An 18,460-nucleotide genomic window follows, 5' to 3' on the forward strand; every position below is an offset into this window, starting at 1 on the left:
GCTCTTATCGATAGAAAGGACGAACCATTATGCGTAAACAATTGATGATCCCCGCTCTCCTGGCCGCAAGCGTCGCACTGGCTGCTTGCTCCACCCCGCCGAACGCGAACCTGGAACAGGCCCGCGTGAACTACTCCGGCCTGCAAGCCAACCCGCAAGCCAGCAAAGTCGCTGCCCTTGAGACCAAAGACGCCAGTGATTACCTGGACAAGGCCGACAAGGCTTACCAGGACAAACAGGACCAGGCCAAGGTCGATCAACTGGCTTACCTGACCAACCAGCGCGTGGAAGTGGCCAAGCAGACCATCGCCCTGCGCACCGCTGAAAACAATCTGAAAAACGCCGCCGCCCAACGTGCCCAAGCGCGTCTGGACGCTCGCGACCAGCAGATCAAGCAACTGCAAGACAGCTTGAATGCCAAGCAAACCGATCGCGGTACCCTGGTGACCTTCGGTGACGTGCTGTTCGCAACCGACCGTGCCGACCTGAAATCCAGCGGTCTGGTGAACATCAACAAACTGGCGCAATTCCTCCAGGAAAACCCGGACCGTAAAGTGATTGTCGAAGGCTACACCGACAGCACCGGTAGCGCTGGCCACAACCAGCAACTGTCCGAGCGTCGTGCCGATTCGGTACGTACCGCACTAGTGAAAATGGGCGTTGATCCAGCGCGCATCGTCGCTCAGGGTTACGGCAAGGAATATCCGGTTGCCGAAAACGGCAGTGTCTCGGGCCGTGCAATGAACCGTCGGGTGGAAGTGACCATTTCCAACGACAACCAGCCAGTGGTGCCACGTTCGGCTGTTAGCTCGAACTAAGCGTCACGCTGAAACACAAAAGCCCCGCCTGATCTGATCAGGCGGGGCTTTTTTTGGATCAAAAGATCGCAGCCTCGTTTCACTCGACAGCTCCTACCCGCCTCCGCGTAGTCCGCGTGCTTTTTGTAGGAGCTGTCGAGTGAAACGAGGCTGCGATCTTTCCGGGGCGCGTTACTGCTCGAGCTTCTGTGGGGTTTCCTGGCCCATGCAGCGCACGGCTTTTTTCTGACCGTTGATCAATACGCCGGTCAGGCCTTTCTGTTCGGTGTCGAACAGCACCAGCACGCCATCAATGCACTGGGCCACTTGTGGCGCGGGGTCCAGGGCGACTTTGTAGTCTTCGCCCGGCACGGTCTTGAGCATGGTGAATTCGTTGAGCAGCAGCGCATCCTCGGGCTTGGCGAAGTGCAGGTAGCCGTAGTACCACAGCACCCCGACGGTGCCGAGGATGGTGCAGATACCGGTGATGATCAGCGGGATGGCGTTACGTTCTTCACTCATTGCGGACTCTCTGGTGGTTCATCTTTTGAGTTGACGGGCACCGGGTAATTCGGGATTTCACCCAGGCGGCGCAGACCATTGAAATGCTGCGGGTCTTCGAGATAGCGCAGCATCACCTGACGCCAGACCGGGTCGGCGAAAGTCTGCACGTGACCGCCACGGGTCAGTTGCAGCACCCGCGGCGGCGGCGCAGCTTGATACAGACGAATGCCGTTGGAAAGGGGCACGAGGTTGTCGTCGATGCTGTGGTAGATCAGTTTCGGTACGCCTTTGAGCTGCGCCATGGAGTTGATCGCGCTATCGCTGTCCGGCACCAGCCACGACAGCGGCACCTGGAACGGCCAGGTCAGCCATGAGGTGGTCAGGGCAAATCGACCGACATCGCGGTAGCTGGCGGGCGCGCCGTCGAGGACCAACGCCTTGATTTGAGGCTGGCGTTCCGGGTGCTGGACCAGGTAATGCACGGCCATCGAACCGCCAAGGCTCTGGCCCAGAACGATCACCGGCTTGCCCTTGACCTCGGGCGCCTGATCGAGCCATTTGAACGCAGCGTCGATGTCCTGATAGATCTCCGGCAGGCTCGGTTTGCCTTCGGACAGACCATATCCGCGATAGTCCACCAGCAACACTTGGTAACCCTCTTTCGGCAGCCACCAACTGCCGCCCAAGTGATAAGACAGGTTGCCGCCATTGCCATGCAGGTGCAGCACGGTGCCTTTGACCTCGACGCCTTTGGCCACCGGCAGCCACCAACCGTGCAGCTTCACGCCGTCGGCGGTGGTCAGGGTGAGGTCGCGGAATTCGAGTTTGGCCTTGTCCGGGGTGAACGGCTGGCCGGGTTCGGGGTAGAACAACAGCGAACTGCAACCGCCGAGGGTCAGGAGCAGGCAGACGATGCCGAGGATTCTCATCCGTTGAAACCTCGCAGAAATTTGGGTTGGAACTCATTCCCCATTGTGGGAGCGGGCTTGCTCGCGAAAGCGGTGTGTCAGGCAACATCAATGTTGAATGTTAAGCCGCTTTCGCGAGCAAGCCCGCTCCCACAGGGGGTATTGTGGTGCTTACAGGATGTTGGAGTAATCCGCTTCGATCCGGTCCAGACTCAAGTGATTGAGGAAGTTGGAGAAGCACATCCACGCCGACAGTGCATTCAAGTCACGGAATTGGTCCGGCAAATACTTGGGCGCGACCACCAGGCCTTCGTCTACCAATTGGCGCAGGGTGCGCATGTCTTCCAGCGTGGTCTTGCCGCAAAACAGCAGCGGTATCTGCTCAAGCTTGCCCTTACGCACGGCCAACTGAATGTAGTTGTAAACCATGATAAAGCCCTTGAGGTAGGACAAGTCTTTGGTAAATGGCAGACCATTCGGCACCGAGCCACGGAAAACCCGGCTGGCGTTGCCATAGCTTTCCGCCATTTCGAAGCCTTGCTCGCGGAAGAACTCGAACACCTGCAGGAAGTCCGCGCCCTCCTCCACCATGTGAATGGCGCGGGTACGGTTGGTCAGTTTGCGCAAGCGGCTCGGGTAGGAGGCGAAGGTGATGATTTCCATCAGGATCGCCAGGCCTTCCTGGGTCACCGTCGACGACGGCGGGCCCTTGGACAGGAAGGTGCAGATCGGCTGGTTCAAGCCGTTAAGGGTCGTGCCCACGTGCACCAGCCCTTCATGGACTTCCAGAGCGCGCACGTCACGTTCGTTGAACATCGCATCGGTGCGGATCTTGATGTAGTCGGCACCGGCCGCCGCATCGGCGACGATCCCGTCGGACTCGAACACCCGAATGGTTTCCTCGGCCTCGCCAAACACCTTGTTCAAGCGGGTTTGCAGCAAGTGCACGGCGTCCTTGGCAGTGAGGATTTTCGGCTCATCCTTCAGATCGCCACGGCCATCGATGTTGTTCAAGTAGTCGGACATCATCAGGCCAAGGTCGGCCAGGGTCGGGTCGCCGGCGTGGAACGCGTCGGACGCGGCGCCATACAACTCCTGGGAAATCAGGCCAAAATCCTCGGTGCCGCGCGCTTCGAGCATGCGCACCACCATCCGGTATTCCTTGCACATGCGCCGCATGATCTGGCCGACCGGGTTGAACTGACCGAGCTGGCGGGTGATGTCGCGCTCGATGTTCTGGAATTCCAGTTTGACCTTGCTGGAATCGAAGGACAGCGGCCGGTTCAGGTAATAGTCGCGGTCCACGGCCGGCATTTCCTTGCCCTTGCCCTTGAGAAAACCCTTGCGGATGCTGTCGTCCCACTTGACCGCATCGAGGACGCGAATCGGCGTCTGCGCCAGCACTATGCGATCGGACAAAATGCGTATCGTCTGCTGGTAATCGTCCACCCGAAACTCCTGTAGAAAAACCGTTAGGTGCTGGATTTATTTGGCTTTGGCCAGGCGCTGGTAGCGCACCGCTTCGACGAACACATCGGAATTGGCCGGATCGTCGAGGTAAGCGAAGACTTGGTTCATGCCAGTGTTGATCAGCACACCATCGCCATCGTCAGTCTGGAAGCCTTCACCGCTGAGGGCTTTTTGCCCCAAGGCCTGGTTGATTTGCTCGAGGTCGAGGTTGTAGACCACCAGTTCGTGCTTTTCGTTGAGCTCGAAGCCGGCAATCGTGAAATGCCCGCCGAATCTGGCTGGCACCGGCGCCGACAAATACCAGCGATTGCCATGGCGGGACACCGTGAAGGGATAGGCCTCGCGCTCGCGGGGCTTGGCCTTGAAGTAACTGACGGCCTGATAGCGGTTGTCGCCGAGGCGTGTGAGCTCAAGGTTCATCGGTTCGCCCCAGGCATTGGTGCTGGTCCATTTGCCGAGCAGCCCGTTAGGCGCGGGTTCGCTCGAAGGCAGCGGTTCCTTGAAAGTCACCAGACAGCCACTGAGCAGCAGGAACGACAAGGCGATCACAACGACGCGCCAGGCTTTCATTCAATACTCCCTATGAACAACAGTCCCCAAGGTCACCGCCCCCATGTGGGAGCGGGCTTGCTCGCGAAGGCGGTTTAACATTCAACATCTACGTCGACTGTCACGCCGCTTTCGCGAGCAAGCCCGCTCCCACAGGGTTTGTGGGTTCCCACAAGGGGTTACACCGACGCCAATACCAAATGCATATACCGCGTGAGGATACCGAGCATTTCGGCTTCGGTCGCAGGCTCGGCGTCGTTGAGCAGGCCCTGATATTCCATCCGTCCGATAATAGCCGTCAACACTTTGGCATCCTGTTGTGGCTCGCGGGAGCCCAATACTTCGAAAAGCTGGCAGGTGCCCTGCAACAGAATCTGCTGATGGGAGCGCACCAACAGGGCCAGGCGCGGGTTGAGCAACGCTTCCTGGCGGAAGGCTTGCTCGGCCATCAAGTGCTCACGACGATTGATCAACTGCCGGTGCACATAGTCCGCCATCAGCCGCGCAATATCATCGGCCAACTGCGAGCGAGACTCCGGAGTGCCATCGCCGCTGACGACCATTTCGCGCAGCAGGCCTTCGTTGCTGGCCCACAGCTTGCCCATGTAAGCGGCGCTGCGCTCCACGTATTGGGCGAAGGTATCGGTGAGCAGATCATCGATATCCTTGAAATAGTAAGTGGTGGCCGACAACGGCACACCGGCCTCTGCCGCCACCGCACGGTGACGCACGGCCCGCACGCCATCGCGCACGACAATGCGCATGGCCGCATCGAGAATGTCCTGTCGACGCTGTTCGCTGCCCTGTCGGCTGGCCTTGCGGCCCTGGTACTGAACACTTTCAGCGACCGCAGTGGCGATACCCGCTGCACCTTCTTGAGCCATTGCACGATTCACGACAGGTAATCCCTCTTACGTCAAAAGTAACCAATTGATACGTTTGTACCAGACAGGCAATAAAAAGCCGCCTGTTTTAGGCGGCTTTTTAACTGAAACGTTTACGCTTGCGGCCGCATGTGCGGGAACAGGATCACGTCTCTAATCGACGGTGAGTTGGTCAGCAACATCACCAGGCGGTCGATGCCGATCCCTTCACCGGCCGTTGGCGGCATGCCGTACTCCAGCGCGCGAACGAAGTCGGCGTCGTAGTGCATGGCTTCGTCGTCGCCGGCGTCCTTGTCGGCCACCTGAGCCATGAAGCGTTCGGCCTGGTCTTCTGCGTCGTTCAACTCGGAGTAGGCGTTGGCGATTTCACGGCCGCCGATGAACAGTTCGAAACGGTCGGTGACGTTCGGGTTGTCATCGTTGCGACGGGCCAGCGGCGACACTTCGAACGGGTACTGGGTAATGAAGTGCGGCTGTTCCAGCTTGTGCTCGACCAGCTCTTCGAAAATCATTACCTGCAACTTGCCCAGGCCTTCGAAGCCCAGCACCTTGGCGCCGGCCTTCTTGGCGATGGCGCGAGCCTTGTCGATATCGGTCAGGTCGTCAGCGGTCAGCTCAGGGTTGTACTTGAGGATCGAGTCGAACACCGACAGACGCACGAACGGTTCGCCGAAGTGGAACACTTTGTCGCCGTAAGGCACGTCGGTGCTGCCCAGAACCAGCTGCGCGAGTTCGCGGAACAGTTCTTCGGTCAGGTCCATGTTGTCTTCGTAGTCGGCGTAGGCCTGGTAGAACTCCAACATGGTGAATTCAGGGTTGTGACGCGTCGAAACACCTTCGTTACGGAAGTTGCGGTTGATCTCGAAAACTTTCTCGAAACCACCGACGACCAGACGCTTGAGGTACAGCTCCGGCGCGATACGCAGGAACATTTCCATGTCCAGCGCGTTGTGGTGCGTTTCGAACGGCTTGGCCGCCGCGCCACCCGGGATGGTTTGCAGCATCGGGGTTTCGACTTCGAGGAAGTCACGCTTCATCAGGAAGCTGCGGATGTGCGCAATCACTTGCGAACGTACGCGGAAGGTCTGACGCACGTCTTCGTTGACGATCAGGTCAACGTAGCGCTGGCGGTAGCGCTGCTCGGTATCGGTCAGGCCGTGGTGCTTGTCCGGCAGCGGACGCAGGGATTTGGTCAGCAGGCGCACTTCGGTCATTTCGACGTACAGGTCGCCCTTGCCGGAACGCGCCAGGGTGCCAACGGCGGCAATGATGTCGCCCATGTCCCAGGTTTTCACCGAGGCCAGGGTTTCTTCGGACAGGGTTTTACGGTTGACGTAGACCTGGATGCGCCCGGTCATGTCCTGGATCACCATGAACGAACCACGGTTGAGCATGATGCGACCGGCAACCTTGACCGGGATTGCAGCCTCTGCCAGCTCTTCCTTGGTCTTGTCCGCGTATTGCTTCTGCAGTTCTTCGCAGTAGTTTTCGCGGCGGAAGTCGTTCGGGAAGGCATTGCCCTTGGCGCGCTCGGCAGCCAGCTTTTCCTTGCGCAGGGCGATCAGGGAGTTTTCTTCCTGTTGCAGGGCTTGCGGGTCGAGTTCTAGGTCGCTCATGTCTTTAAATATTCCATCAGGTTCGTTGCCCCCGGCATTCGCCGGGGTTCGCGGGCAAGCCTCGCTCCTACAGGTATCCGAAGATCCTGCAGCGCGTGCTTTAGAGCCCTTGTTTCAAGCTTGCTACCAGATATTCGTCGATATCGCCGTCGAGCACCTTGTCGCAGTCACTGCGTTCGATGTTAGTGCGCAAATCCTTGATTCGCGACGCATCGAGCACGTAAGAGCGAATCTGGTGACCCCAGCCGATGTCCGACTTGGTGTCTTCCAAGGCCTGGGAGGCGGCGTTGCGTTTCTGCACTTCCTGCTCGTACAAGCGCGCCCGCAACATTTTCATCGCGGTGTCTTTGTTGGCGTGCTGGGAGCGTTCGTTCTGGCAGCTGACCACGGTGTTGGACGGTACGTGGGTGATACGTACGGCCGAGTCGGTGGTGTTTACGTGCTGACCACCGGCACCGGAGGAGCGGTAGGTGTCGATGCGCAGGTCCGACGGGTTGATGTCGATTTCGATGTTGTCATCGATTTCCGGCGACACGAACACGGCCGAGAACGAGGTGTGACGGCGGTTGCCCGAGTCGTACGGGCTCTTGCGCACCAGACGGTGCACGCCGATTTCGGTACGCAACCAGCCAAAGGCGTATTCGCCCTTGATGTGGACGGTGGCGCCCTTGATCCCGGCGACTTCACCGGCCGACAGTTCCATGATGGTCGCGTCGAAACCGCGTTTGTCAGCCCAGCGCAGGTACATGCGCAGCAGGATGTTGGCCCAGTCCTGGGCCTCGGTGCCGCCGGAGCCGGCCTGGATATCCAGGTAGGCGTTGTTGGCGTCCATCTCACCGCTGAACATACGACGGAATTCGAGTTTTTCCAGGGACTCGCGCAGACGCTCGACTTCGGTCGCGACGTCATCGACGGCGGCCTGGTCTTCTTCTTCGGCGGACATCAGCAGCAGTTCTTTGGCATCGGCCAGGCCAGTGTGCATCTCGTCGAGGGTTTCGACGATCTGCGCCAGCAGCGAACGCTCGCGCCCCAGTTCCTGAGCGTACGACGGATTGTTCCAGACTGCCGGATCTTCAAGCTCGCGATTGACTTCAGTCAGACGCTCATGCTTTTGATCGTAGTCAAAGATACCCCCGAATAGTTTCGGAGCGCTCGGACAGGTCCTTGATACTGTTAAGGATCGGGTTGATTTCCATGGCGGGCAGCACTCGTTGGCGAACTTTTGAAAGCCGGCGAGTATAACGTAATCAAGCTGTCACGGCAGCCCGCCTGGCGGCTTTAGCTGCGCGCAAAAGCCAGAAGCGCAACGTAATCGCCCTTATCGGCTTCCCGCAGGGACTTGATATAACGATCACGCACCTCACACATCGAAACCAGATTGCCACTACCCCAAGAAAACTCAGGGCAGCCGCACTGCGTTAGCAAGGCATCTGTCATGTACCGGGCATGACGGCCATTGCCGTTCGGAAAGGCATGTATCCACACCAACTCACGATGAAATCGAACAGCTATTTCATCGAACGAAAATACCTTGTGTTCTATCCAGTACGCCACGTTTCCTAAAAGGTGATTGAGCTTGATCGCGATCTGGATCGGTTCGCAGCCAATGTTTTTCTCAGTCCTGCGAAATGTCCCAGCCCAGCGCCACGTATCGCTGAACATCCTTTTGTGAAGGTCACGGCAAAACCCCTCGTTGAGCACGTCGAGGCTTTTCTGACGATTCAGCCATTGCCTTGCCTTGAGTATGTTTTCCGCTTCCCACTCGTCAAGCTCGCCTTGGGTACTGATATGTCTTGGCTTGAGGCCCGCAATTTCGTCCGGGTCCAGTGGCGTCTGGCCGGGTTTGAGTTCTAGCTCTACCGCCACAGTCGAGACCACGCTCCAGCGAGTAATTCCTGGCGACGTTCACTCACCTTGCGCTCGACAAATGAGTCGGACGGACGTTGGTCTTCAAGGGCCATCATGTGTGAAACCCCCATGATTTCTTTTCTGGCTAGCCATTCAGCGCGCTCTTCGACCATGTCATGCAAGGGTTTCTTCGGTATCAATGCGTAAACCAGTTCGCAATCCAGACCGTTGGCGAGCTTCCTCAGTTGTCCGAGGGTAATTCGATCATCCGCTTCTGATTGTTCGGACTTTTGCAATGTAGCGGGCGCCACACCGACAAGAGCAGCCTGCCCTCGCACCGTCCTGCCCAATGCCTCCCGAATCGAGCGCAACCAGCCTCCAGGAGGCGGTATTTTTCCCTTTGCGGGTAAATAAGGTTCGATAGCTCTGTCTACCTGGGTCAGGCGCAGTTTGTTGAGCGCGGAATTACGCATGGGTCACCTTTGTCATGAACTTAAACTATCACTCAAGAGGCATTTGTAAGCCTATAGGCTTTTATTCTGAATATTTCTGAACGCCTATAAGCATACAAAATAAAATTAAATGTATACCTATAGGCTTACATAAAACAATAAAAAGTATGCCTATAGACTAACAGCCGCCCTTCAGTCAATTTCAACTGACTGACATTACGCGGTCAGTTACCGGAGCCCAGGGGACTTGGCCCGCTTTACCCTGCTCCACGACCTGACCCTGGAACAGAACAGCGGATTTCCGACCTGGCGGACCTGGCTTGATGCGGCTGGTTTTCCTGCGATCGAGGCCGAGCATTGGCCTGCGTATCAACAACTCGGCAGCGGTGCTGCAAGCGGCTATCGACAGCCAGGGCGTGGCGCTGGGCCGTAGCGAGATGGTGCGCGATGATCTGGCGGCGGGGCGACTGGTGCGGCCGTTTGGCGACCTGACTTGTCCGATTGATCTGGCGTATTACGTGGTGTATCGACCGGAGTGTGCGGCGAAGCCGAGGATTGCGGCGTTTCGGGATTGGTTGCTGGCTGAGGCGCGGATGGCTCGATAAATTTCAAGTGAACACAAAACCCTGTGGGAGCGGGCTTGCTCGCGAAGGCGGAGTGTCATTCAACATCAGGGTTGACTGACAGGGCCCCTTCGCGAGCAAGCCCGCTCCCACAATTAGAATCAGAGCAAGCCGCTACTCAATCCCCACCTGATTGCGCCCATTATTCTTCGCCAGATAAAGCCCTTTATCCGCCGCCGAGATCAATTGCCGGCAATCACTGCCCGCCTGCGGGGTAATCGTCGACAGGCCAATACTGATTGTCAGATTCGAACCCTCAGCCGGGAACACATGCGGAATCTTCAACGCTGCCACGGTCTGGCGCAGTTTCTCCGCCACCAGTCGCGCGCCGCCTGGCGAGGTATTCGGCAGCACCAGGGCAAACTCTTCGCCGCCGTAACGCGCAGGCAGATCAGAAGGACGGGCACTGGCGTCGCGAATGGCCGTGGCGACTTTGCGCAGGGCCTCGTCGCCTTCGAGGTGGCCGAAGCTGTCGTTGTAGGATTTGAAGTAATCCACGTCGATCATCAGCAATGACAGTTGAGTCTGGTCGCGCAGCGAACGGCGCCACTCCAGTTCCAGGTATTCATCGAAGTGCCGGCGGTTCGACAGGCCGGTCAGGCCGTCGGAGTTCATCAGGCGTTGCAACACCAGGTTGGTGTCGAGCAACTGCTGCTGGCTGACCCGCAACGCCCGATAAGCCGCATCCCGTTGCAACAAGGTCATGTAGGAGCGCGAGTGATAGCGGATGCGCGCCACCAGCTCGATGTTGTCCGGCAGTTTCACCAGGTAATCGTTGGCCCCGGCCGCGAAGGCCGCGCTTTTGATCAGCGGGTCTTCCTTGGTCGACAGGACAATGATCGGAATGTCCTTGGTCGCCGGATGGTTGCGGTATTCGCGCACCAGGCTCAAGCCGTCGAGACCGGGCATTACCAGGTCCTGGAGGATCACCGTCGGCTTGATCCGGATCGCCTGGGCAATGGCCTGGTGCGGGTCGGCGCAGAAGTGGAAGTCGATGTTCTCCTGGTTCGCCAGACCGCGCCGAACCGCCTCGCCGATCATCGCCTGATCGTCCACCAGCAACACCATGGCGGCGTTTTCATCGGTCTTGAAGTCGTCGAGCTGTAAGTCATTCATGTGCGGTCACCTGAGTACTGCCTGGGCCAGGATTGCTGTGAAAAGTCTTCATTTAGGGAATATCTCCAGCAATCGTGGCGCTATCTTTTCCAGTGGGCGAATTTCTACGGCGGCATCGATGGCCGCAGCCGCTTTCGGCATGCCGTACACCGCACTGCTGTTCTGGTCCTGAGCGATGGTCAGGTAGCCCTGTTGGCGCATGAGTTTAAGCCCCTGCGCCCCGTCGCGCCCCATGCCGGTCAGCAAAACGCCAACGGCATCGCCGTTCCAGTAACTGGCCACGCTCTCGAAAAACACATCGATGGAGGGCCGGTAAATCTCGTTGACCGGTTCGGCTGTGTAGGCCAGCGTCCCGTTTTTCAACAAGCGAATATGGTGGTTGGTGCCGGCCAGCAACACCGTGCCAGCCTGGGGCGGTTCACCCTCCAGCGCCAGGCGAACATCGAGGCCGCTGGCGCTGCTGAGCCACTCGGCCATGCCGGCGGCGAACACTTGGTCCACGTGCTGCACCAGCACGATGGCCGCCGAAAAATCCTGCGGCAGACCTTTGAGCAACACTTCCAGCGCCGCCGGCCCGCCCGCGGACGAACCGATGGCCACCAGTTTTTGTCGGGAGCCGGAACTGCGCAGCGTGCTCGGCGCTGATCGCACGCGGTTGCCCTTGTCGCCGATCAGCCAGCCGATGTTCATGATTTTGCGCAGCAACGGCGCCGCCGCTTCCACCGGATTGCCGGCCCCGATCGCCGGCGTATCGACCACATCCAGCGCGCCGTGGCCCATGGCTTCGAACACTCGGTGCACGTTCTGCTGGCGGTCGACGGTGACGATCACGATGGCGCACGGGGTTTCGGCCATGATCCGCCGGGTCGCCTCCACGCCATCCATCACCGGCATGATCAAGTCCATCAGGATCAGGTCCGGGATATTCTCGGCGCAACGTTGCACCGCCTCGGCGCCATTGCTGGCGACCCAGATCACCTGATGCGCCGGTTCGAATGCCAAGGCGCGGCGCAGGGCCTCTACCGCCATGGGCATGTCGTTGACGATTGCGATTTTCATGCCCGCGCTCCTCCGATGAGCTCAACCACCGCATCAAGCAGGGCGTCGTCATGAAAACTGGCTTTGGCTAGATAATAGTCGGCTCCGGCGTCCAGTCCACGACGACGGTCTTCTTCTCGGTCTTTATAGGACACCACCATAACCGGCAGCGATTGCAGGCGATTGTCCCGGCGCAATAAAGACACCAGTTCGATGCCGTCCATGCGCGGCATGTCGATGTCGGTGATCAGCAGATCAAAATCCTCCGAACGCAGAGCGTTCCAGCCATCCATACCGTCCACCGCGACGGCCACGTCGTAGCCGCGATTGAGCAGCAACTTGCGCTGCAACTCGCGCACGGTCAGGGAATCGTCCACCACCAGAATCCGCTTGCGCGCTGCTTCCGTGGCCTGGTTGCTGTGGCGGGCAATGCGTTCCAGACGCCCGGTGTTGAGCAGTTTGTCCACTGAACGCAGCATGTCTTCGACGTCGACGATCAACACCACCGAACCATCGTCGAGCAAGGCGCCGGCGGAAATGTCCTGAATCTTGCCCAGCCGCTCATCCAGCGGCAATACGACCAAGGTCCGCTCACCAATAAAGCGCTCAACCGCCACGCCGTAGATCGCATCGCGCTCGCGAATCACCACAACCTTGAGGGTCTGCGGGCTGTTCTGGCTCGCCGGACGCTGCAACAACTGACTGGCCGCGACCAGCCCGACATGCCGGCCTTCGTGCCAAAAGTGCTGGCGGCCTTCGAGCTGGACGATGTCGTCCGGTTCCAGGTCGCACATGCGCTCGATGTGCGCCAACGGGAAGGCGTAAGCCTCGTCGCCGACTTCCACCACCAGGCTGCGCACCACCGACAGGGTCAGCGGCACTTCCAGATGGAAACGACTGCCCTCGCCCGCCGTCTGCTCCAGCACCACCGCGCCGCGCAACTGGCGAACCATGTGCTGAACCGCATCGAGGCCCACGCCGCGCCCGGAAACTTCGGTGACCTTGTCCCGCAGGCTGAAACCGGGCAGGAACAAGAACGTCAGCAGTTCTTCCTCGCTCAACTGCGCTGCGGTTTCTGCTGGGGACAATTGGCGCTCGATGATGCTGCGGCGGACCTTCTCCAGATCGACGCCATTGCCGTCATCGCTGAGTTCCAGCACCAGCAGACCGGCCTGATGGGACGCACGCAAGCGGATCAGGCCTTCCGCCGGTTTGCCAGCCAGCAGCCGTTGCTCCGGGGTTTCAATGCCATGGTCCACGGCGTTGCGCAGCAGGTGGGTCAGCGGCGCTTCGAGTTTTTCCAGCACGTCGCGGTCAACCTGGGTCTTTTCCCCTTCGATCTCCAGGCGCACCTGTTTGCCGAGGTCACGGCCTAGATCGCGGACCATCCGCACCTGGCCGGTCAGCACATCGGCAAACGGCCGCATGCGGCAGGCCAGTGCCGTGTCGTACAGCACCTGCGCACGCTGACTGGCGTGCCAGGCGAATTCATCCAGTTCGGCGTTCTTTTCCACCAGCAATTGCTGGGCTTCCGCCAACAACCGACGGGCATCGTCCAGCGATTCCTGGGCTTCCAGGCTCAACGTCATATCCTTGAGATGGACGTTGAGGTTTTCCAGGGCACGCAGGCCATTGCTCTGCGTGCGTTTGAGCCGTTGCATGGTGGCCAGGTGCGGTTTGAGCCGCAGGGTTTCCACCAGGGATTTGCTCGACAGATCAAGCAGGCTGTTCAGTCGCTCGGCAGTGACCCGCAGCACCCGCTCACCGTTTTCGGTGGTGCGTTTGGTCTTGCGCGGCGGTTCAGCCGGAGCAATCGCTGGCGACTCGATGACCGGAATCGGCACTTCGATCGCTGGCGGCTGCAACTGCTGCTCGTCCATGAACGGTGCGATCGGCGTGCTGATTGGCGGCGCCAGGGCCATCGGGTCGAGCAAGCGCCCCATCAGCGCCACATAGGCGTCGATTTCCACCGCCGACGGTGCGTTGTTCGGCGTGGCGATGCGCATCAGCAGATCAGTGCCTTGCAGCAAGGCGTCGATGTGTTCCGGGCGCAGATACAGCCGCCCTTCCTGGGCGCTGACCAGGCAATCTTCCATGACATGGGCCACGCTGACCCCGGCATCCACGCCAACAATCCGCGCCGCGCCTTTGAGCGAGTGCGCCGCGCGCATGCACGATTCCAGGTGATCGGCCTGAGTCGGATCGCGCTCAAGGGCCAGCAGACCGGCGCTCAGCACTTGGGTCTGGGCCTCGGCTTCCAGACTGAACAGCTCCAGCAAAGACGAGTCGCGCATTTGCTCGGGGGTCATGTGAGGCTCCGGGTCACGGCGGACAACAACTGTTCTTCATCCAGCCAACGCAGGCTGCGATCTTTGAATTGCAATACGCCACGGGTGTACTTGGCGCTGGCCTGGGCGCCGGATTGCGATGCCGCCTCGAGGATGCGCTCGTCAATGGCGTGAATCCCGTCGACTTCGTCCACCGGCACCACCACTGGCCCGCCCCGTGCCGCGATGATCAACATGCGCGGCATTACCCGCGCACCCGATGCCGCATTGTTGGTGGTGTCGAGCCCCAGCAACTCAACCAGCGACAGGCACGCCACCAACGCACCACGCACATTCGCCACGCCGAGCAAGGCCCGGGAGCGCTGGTGCGGCAAGGAGTGAATGGTTTGCAGCGGCGCCACTTCCACCAGACTGCGAGTGGCCAGCCCCAGCCATTCTTCGCCGAGGCGGAACATCAGCAGCGAGCGGGTCTTGACGTCGGTTTCGACCACCGTCGCCACCTGCTCGCGATCTTCCTGCTGCAAGGCGTAGCGATCAAGCAAACGGGTGGCGGCCGCCGAATACACCGCGCAATTGCGGCAATGAATATGCTCGACAAGCAGCGGGCAGGACTTGTCACCGTGGATACCGATGCGGTTCCAGCAGTCGTCGATGGCCTGGGCATCTTCGCGGGTGACACTCAAGGAATCGGAGACGATCATCGTTTACGCTCACTGTCAGCGGCGCGCTCGCTACGAGCGGCGCGTTCCTGCAATCGTCTGGCGCCCGCCGTGTCGCCCTGGGATTGCAGCAAAGCCGCCAGGTGCATCAACGCGTCAGGGTGTTGCGGTTCGAGGTACAACGCCTTGCGATAAAACCCTTGGGCCTCAAGTGCGCGGCCGGCGACATCGCTGAGCAGCCCCAGCCAATAAAACACTTGGGCCACCGGTTCGTGGCTACGCAGATAACTTTCACACGCGGCGCGGGCTTCGGCACTCTTGCCCTCGTTGGCCAGCGCGGCGATGTTCGCCAGCAGCGTGGCGGCGTCGGGGTTAGCGGTTTTCAAGCTGTTCGGCAACGGCACAACGGTGGAGAACGGACGATTGCGTACCGGCGGCGGGGCCACGCTGCGCACCGGTTGGCGCACCGGCAGCGGGGTCGGCACGAACGTCGTTGGATAAGGCTCCGGCTCCGGCGCGCTTTGGCGGCTGAAGGCAAACGACTGCGGGATGCCGATCGAACGCATGCCCAAACGCCCAAGCAAACTGCCCTCGGCCGGACCGATAAACAGCACGCCGTCAACGTGGGTCAGGCGCTTGAGCACTTCGAAGACTTGTTGCTGGGTCGGCTGGTCGAAATAGATCAGCAGGTTGCGGCAGAACACGAAGTCGTAGGCCGGCTCGTTGGCCAGCAAGGCCGGATCGAGCAGATTGGCGACCTGCAAACGCACTTGTTCCAGCACCCGCTCATTGAGCCGATAGCCGTCCTCTTCAGCACTGAAATGCCGGTCACGAAATTCGATGTCCTGCCCGCGAAAGGAGTTCTTGCCGTACAGCGCGCGCTTGGCTTTCTCCACCGAGAGCGGGCTGACGTCCATGCCTTCGACTTTGAATTGATGGGGCTTAAGCCCCGCGTCCAGCAAGGCCATGGCGATGGAATACGGTTCTTCGCCGGTGGAACACGGCAGGCTGAGAATCCGCAGGGCGCGCATGTTGTTGATGTCGGCCAAGCGCTTAGTCGCCAGTTTCGCCAGGGTCGCGAAGGATTCCGGGTAACGGAAAAACCAGGTTTCCGGGACGATCACCGCTTCGATCAGCGCCTGCTGTTCATCCCGCGAGCCTTGCAAGGTGTGCCAGTACTCATCGGCGGTCAGCGCCTGGGACGCCGTGGTGCGCTGACGCACCGCGCGCTCGATGATGGCCGGGCCAACCGAGGCGACGTCGAGGCCGATACGATCCTTGAGGAAATCGAAAAATCGCTGGTCGCTGCTCATGAAGGCTCCTTAAGCAGATCCAGGGGCTGCGCCGGGAACAGCAACGCACGCACTTGCTCATCGAGCAGATCGGCGACGCGTACCCATTGCAGTAAACCCTGGGCATCCTTGCGTACCGGACCGAGGTACGGTGCCTGGCGATTGTCCAGGCCATAGGGCTGAAAATCCGCCGGGTTGCAGCGCACGGTGTCGGTGGCCTGTTCCAAAATCAGCCCGAGCAACTGTGTCGGCGTTGCCTCATCCGGGCGATAGTGCACCAGCACCAGACGCGTGCTGGTCCGGGCCTGGGCCGGTTGGCCAAAGGTCAGCGCGCTGAGGTCGATCACCGGCACCACGGCGCCGCGATAGGCGAATACCCCGGCAACCCACTCAGGGGCCCGGGCAATCGGTTTCAACGGCAGGCGCGGCAGCACTTCCGCCACTTCGACGGCTTGCAGGGCATACCGCTCGTTGCCGATGCGAAACACCAGGAACAGCGCAAGCCTGGCCGCTGTCACGGCACTGCGTTTAGCCGTGAGCTCGCTCATCAGACTTTGAATCGCGAGACGCCGCTGCGCAGCCCGACCGCCACCTGACTCAGTTCGTCGATGGCGAAACTGGCCTGACGCAAGGACTCGACGGTCTGGCTGCTGGCATCGCCCAACTGCACCAGCGCGTGGTTGATCTGTTCAGCGCCGGTGGCCTGGGCCTGCATGCCTTCGTTGACCATCAACACCCGTGGCGCCAGCGCCTGGACCTGATGGATGATCTGCGACAGTTGCTCGCCGACCTGCTGCACTTCGGACATGCCGCGACGCACTTCTTCGGAGAACTTGTCCATGCCCATGACCCCGGCCGACACCGCCGACTGAATCTCACGGACCATTTGCTCGATGTCGTAAGTCGCGACGGCAGTCTGGTCCGCCAGACGCCGAACTTCGGTGGCGACCACGGCGAAGCCGCGACCGTATTCACCGGCCTTCTCGGCCTCGATCGCAGCGTTCAGCGACAGCAGGTTGGTCTGGTCGGCGACTTTGACGATGGTCACCACCACCTGGTTGATGTTGCCGGCCTTCTCGTTGAGGATCGCCAGTTTGGCGTTGACCAGATCCGCCGCGCCCATCACCGAATGCATGGTGTCTTCCATACGCGCCAGGCCTTGCTGCCCGGAACCGGCCAGCACCGAGGCCTGATCGGCGGCGGTGGAGACTTCGGTCATGGTGCGCACCAGGTCACGGGACGTGGCGGCGATTTCACGGGAAGTCGCGCCGATTTCCGTGGTGGTGGCGGCGGTTTCGGTCGCAGTGGCTTGTTGTTGCTTGGAGGTCGCGGCGATTTCCGTCACCGACGTCGTGACCTGCACCGACGAGCGCTGGGCCTGGGACACCAGGGCGGTGAGCTCGGTCATCATGTCGTTGAAGCCGGTTTCCACGGCGTTGAATTCGTCCTTGCGCTCAAGGTTCAGGCGGCTGCTGAGGTCGCCGGTGCGCATGATTTCGAGGATCTGCACGATGCGATTCATCGGCGCCATGATCGCCCGCATCAGCAACAGGCCACAGAGGCCGGCGGCCAGCACCGCGATCAGCAGGGACACGCCCATGATGACCTTCGCGGTGACCACGGCGTTATCGATGTTGACCATATCCTGGTCAGCCACGGCTTTGTTTTCGCGCAGGATGTCATTGAGCTTCATGCGCCCGGCGGTCCAGGCTGGGGTCAGTTGTTCGTTGAACAACTTGATGGCCTCGGGTTCCTGATTGCGCTTATGCAAGTCGAGTACAGCCGCGAGGATCGTGCCGTATTGCTCATGGAGTTTTTCGAAGGAGGCGAATTCGACCTTGTCTTCTTCGGTGGTCACCGTGCTGCGATAGCTGGCCATCGCTTCCTGGACGCGCACCTCGAAGCTTTTGAACTCGGCAGCGTCTTCGGCACTGATGCCCTGCCCTTCCTTCAAGCCCAGCATTTCCTGGGTCTGCAGAAAACTGTCGACCCAGGCGCCACGAATAGTCGAACTGTAATAGACCCCGGGCAGTGCGTCGTCACGCACGCTTTGTTCGCTTTCTTCAATCTTCAGCAGCCGGGAATACGAGACCACCACCATCAACAGCATGATGGCAATAATGACCGCAAAGCTCGCCAAGATGCGTTGGCGCAACGTCCAGTTCTTCACAGTAAGTCCTCGGGCCATTTTCAAATGCTGCGGAGTATAGCTGAGGGCGGTGTTTCATTTATAAGACGGATGCGCGTCGCCCGCCGTCCCACGTGTAAATTGCCGGGACGTGCTCTGGAATGGGACTTTCCGCTAGATAGGGGGATGCTTGCCAGTGGTGATTTGGCAGAAAGGGGCGGTGGATTGGCCATTGGATGATGCGGTGCAGCTGAAAATGCTTTCGCGAGCAGGCTCGCTCCTACAGTT

18 protein-coding genes are annotated in these 18,460 nt (G+C 60.0%); 2 read left to right on the top strand and 16 right to left on the bottom strand.

The genetic code is table 11. The annotated features are described in order from the left end of the window. Window positions 1-29 precede the first annotated feature (29 nt). Window positions 30-818, top strand: coding sequence for a lipotoxin F family OmpA-related lipoprotein LptF (gene lptF, locus NK667_RS21790; RefSeq protein WP_054047254.1), 789 nt, complete (start codon window positions 30-32; stop codon window positions 816-818). 171 nt (window positions 819-989) lie between these two features. Here the strand turns inward: lptF and NK667_RS21795 are convergent, their stop codons facing one another. The 9 genes from NK667_RS21795 to NK667_RS21835 form a co-directional block, all read right to left on the bottom strand. Further along, a complete protein-coding gene (locus tag NK667_RS21795; protein ID WP_054047257.1) occupies window positions 990-1,319 on the bottom strand; it encodes a PA3694 family proteiin in 330 nt (109 codons plus the stop codon). Further along, complete coding sequence (locus NK667_RS21800; protein ID WP_054616025.1) at window positions 1,316-2,230, bottom strand: alpha/beta hydrolase; 915 nt, start codon at window positions 2,228-2,230, stop codon at window positions 1,316-1,318. Before NK667_RS21800 ends, NK667_RS21795 begins: the two co-directional genes overlap by 4 nt. A gap of 150 nt (window positions 2,231-2,380) precedes the next feature. Next, entirely contained in the window at window positions 2,381-3,658 is a 1,278-nt protein-coding gene (locus NK667_RS21805; RefSeq protein ID WP_054047261.1) for a flavohemoglobin expression-modulating QEGLA motif protein, read from the bottom strand. 36 nt (window positions 3,659-3,694) lie between these two features. Next, complete coding sequence (locus NK667_RS21810; protein WP_054616026.1) at window positions 3,695-4,249, bottom strand: hypothetical protein; 555 nt, start codon at window positions 4,247-4,249, stop codon at window positions 3,695-3,697. Window positions 4,250-4,407: 158 nt separating this feature from the next. Beyond that, complete coding sequence (locus tag NK667_RS21815) at window positions 4,408-5,124, bottom strand: TetR/AcrR family transcriptional regulator (protein ID WP_177331448.1); 717 nt, start codon at window positions 5,122-5,124, stop codon at window positions 4,408-4,410. Window positions 5,125-5,225: 101 nt separating this feature from the next. Then, on the bottom strand, window positions 5,226-6,728 hold the full coding sequence (gene lysS, locus NK667_RS21820) for a lysine--tRNA ligase (protein ID WP_054047268.1): 1,503 nt from the start codon (window positions 6,726-6,728) through the stop codon (window positions 5,226-5,228). Between the two features lie 100 nt (window positions 6,729-6,828). Further along, window positions 6,829-7,924 (bottom strand): peptide chain release factor 2 gene (prfB, locus tag NK667_RS21825; protein WP_123507983.1). Its coding sequence is split into 2 segments (ribosomal slippage): window positions 6,829-7,851 and window positions 7,853-7,924, totalling 1,095 coding nucleotides; the frame shifts between segments, so codons are not numbered across the junction. Window positions 7,925-8,006: 82 nt separating this feature from the next. Then, window positions 8,007-8,606 carry a mobile mystery protein B gene (locus NK667_RS21830; protein WP_236708613.1) on the bottom strand — a complete coding sequence of 200 codons (600 nt, stop codon included), beginning with the start codon at window positions 8,604-8,606 and terminating at the stop codon, window positions 8,007-8,009. Then, window positions 8,585-9,049: a mobile mystery protein A gene (locus tag NK667_RS21835; RefSeq protein ID WP_054047274.1), complete on the bottom strand. Its 465-nt coding sequence runs from the start codon at window positions 9,047-9,049 to the stop codon at window positions 8,585-8,587. Before NK667_RS21835 ends, NK667_RS21830 begins: the two co-directional genes overlap by 22 nt. 302 nt (window positions 9,050-9,351) lie before the next feature. Between NK667_RS21835 and NK667_RS21840 the strand changes: the two genes are divergently transcribed. Beyond that, on the top strand, window positions 9,352-9,633 hold the full coding sequence (locus NK667_RS21840) for a LysR substrate-binding domain-containing protein (RefSeq protein WP_054047275.1): 282 nt from the start codon (window positions 9,352-9,354) through the stop codon (window positions 9,631-9,633). 132 nt (window positions 9,634-9,765) lie between these two features. On the opposite strand, the gene NK667_RS21845 is transcribed toward NK667_RS21840, so the two are convergent. Genes NK667_RS21845 through NK667_RS21875 form a run of 7 tightly spaced genes read right to left on the bottom strand, consistent with a single transcriptional unit; the run spans window position 9,766 to window position 18,214 of the window. Continuing rightward, on the bottom strand, window positions 9,766-10,767 hold the full coding sequence (locus NK667_RS21845; protein ID WP_054616027.1) for a response regulator: 1,002 nt from the start codon (window positions 10,765-10,767) through the stop codon (window positions 9,766-9,768). A gap of 48 nt (window positions 10,768-10,815) precedes the next feature. Then, the gene (cheB, locus tag NK667_RS21850) at window positions 10,816-11,826 is read right to left on the bottom strand and encodes a chemotaxis response regulator protein-glutamate methylesterase (protein WP_054616028.1); all 1,011 of its coding nucleotides are present in this window, start codon (window positions 11,824-11,826) and stop codon (window positions 10,816-10,818) included. After that, window positions 11,823-14,114: a hybrid sensor histidine kinase/response regulator gene (locus tag NK667_RS21855; protein WP_054616029.1), complete on the bottom strand. Its 2,292-nt coding sequence runs from the start codon at window positions 14,112-14,114 to the stop codon at window positions 11,823-11,825. The genes cheB and NK667_RS21855 overlap by 4 nt, the downstream gene beginning before the upstream one ends. Beyond that, window positions 14,111-14,794, bottom strand: a complete 684-nt coding sequence (locus NK667_RS21860; protein ID WP_054047284.1) for a chemotaxis protein CheW — start codon at window positions 14,792-14,794, stop codon at window positions 14,111-14,113. Before NK667_RS21860 ends, NK667_RS21855 begins: the two co-directional genes overlap by 4 nt. Next, on the bottom strand, window positions 14,791-16,065 hold the full coding sequence (locus tag NK667_RS21865) for a CheR family methyltransferase (RefSeq protein ID WP_054616030.1): 1,275 nt from the start codon (window positions 16,063-16,065) through the stop codon (window positions 14,791-14,793). The genes NK667_RS21860 and NK667_RS21865 overlap by 4 nt, the downstream gene beginning before the upstream one ends. Continuing rightward, window positions 16,062-16,592: a chemotaxis protein CheW gene (locus NK667_RS21870; RefSeq protein WP_054616031.1), complete on the bottom strand. Its 531-nt coding sequence runs from the start codon at window positions 16,590-16,592 to the stop codon at window positions 16,062-16,064. Before NK667_RS21870 ends, NK667_RS21865 begins: the two co-directional genes overlap by 4 nt. Continuing rightward, window positions 16,592-18,214, bottom strand: coding sequence for a methyl-accepting chemotaxis protein (locus NK667_RS21875; protein ID WP_054047290.1), 1,623 nt, complete (start codon window positions 18,212-18,214; stop codon window positions 16,592-16,594). The genes NK667_RS21870 and NK667_RS21875 overlap by 1 nt, the downstream gene beginning before the upstream one ends. Between the last annotated feature and the right edge of the window lie 246 nt (window positions 18,215-18,460).

Origin of the sequence: Pseudomonas nunensis, assembly GCF_024296925.1 — a bacterium.
GTDB classification, from domain to species: Bacteria; Pseudomonadota; Gammaproteobacteria; order Pseudomonadales; family Pseudomonadaceae; genus Aquipseudomonas; species Aquipseudomonas nunensis.

What these genes read in the sequence shown, in the direction of transcription:
- lptF (WP_054047254.1), top strand. Translation starts at nt 30, where the DNA reads ATGCGTAAACAATTGATGATCCCCGCTCTCCTGGCCGCAAGCGTCGCA.
- NK667_RS21795 (WP_054047257.1), bottom strand. Translation starts at nt 1,319, where the DNA reads ATGAGTGAAGAACGTAACGCCATCCCGCTGATCATCACCGGTATCTGC.
- NK667_RS21800 (WP_054616025.1), bottom strand. Translation starts at nt 2,230, where the DNA reads ATGAGAATCCTCGGCATCGTCTGCCTGCTCCTGACCCTCGGCGGTTGC.
- NK667_RS21810 (WP_054616026.1), bottom strand. Translation starts at nt 4,249, where the DNA reads ATGAAAGCCTGGCGCGTCGTTGTGATCGCCTTGTCGTTCCTGCTGCTC.
- lysS (WP_054047268.1), bottom strand. Translation starts at nt 6,728, where the DNA reads ATGAGCGACCTAGAACTCGACCCGCAAGCCCTGCAACAGGAAGAAAAC.
- NK667_RS21835 (WP_054047274.1), bottom strand. Translation starts at nt 9,049, where the DNA reads ATGCGTAATTCCGCGCTCAACAAACTGCGCCTGACCCAGGTAGACAGA.
- NK667_RS21840 (WP_054047275.1), top strand. Translation starts at nt 9,352, where the DNA reads ATGCGGCTGGTTTTCCTGCGATCGAGGCCGAGCATTGGCCTGCGTATC.
- NK667_RS21845 (WP_054616027.1), bottom strand. Translation starts at nt 10,767, where the DNA reads ATGAATGACTTACAGCTCGACGACTTCAAGACCGATGAAAACGCCGCC.
- cheB (WP_054616028.1), bottom strand. Translation starts at nt 11,826, where the DNA reads ATGAAAATCGCAATCGTCAACGACATGCCCATGGCGGTAGAGGCCCTG.
- NK667_RS21855 (WP_054616029.1), bottom strand. Translation starts at nt 14,114, where the DNA reads ATGACCCCCGAGCAAATGCGCGACTCGTCTTTGCTGGAGCTGTTCAGT.
- NK667_RS21860 (WP_054047284.1), bottom strand. Translation starts at nt 14,794, where the DNA reads ATGATCGTCTCCGATTCCTTGAGTGTCACCCGCGAAGATGCCCAGGCC.
- NK667_RS21865 (WP_054616030.1), bottom strand. Translation starts at nt 16,065, where the DNA reads ATGAGCAGCGACCAGCGATTTTTCGATTTCCTCAAGGATCGTATCGGC.
- NK667_RS21870 (WP_054616031.1), bottom strand. Translation starts at nt 16,592, where the DNA reads ATGAGCGAGCTCACGGCTAAACGCAGTGCCGTGACAGCGGCCAGGCTT.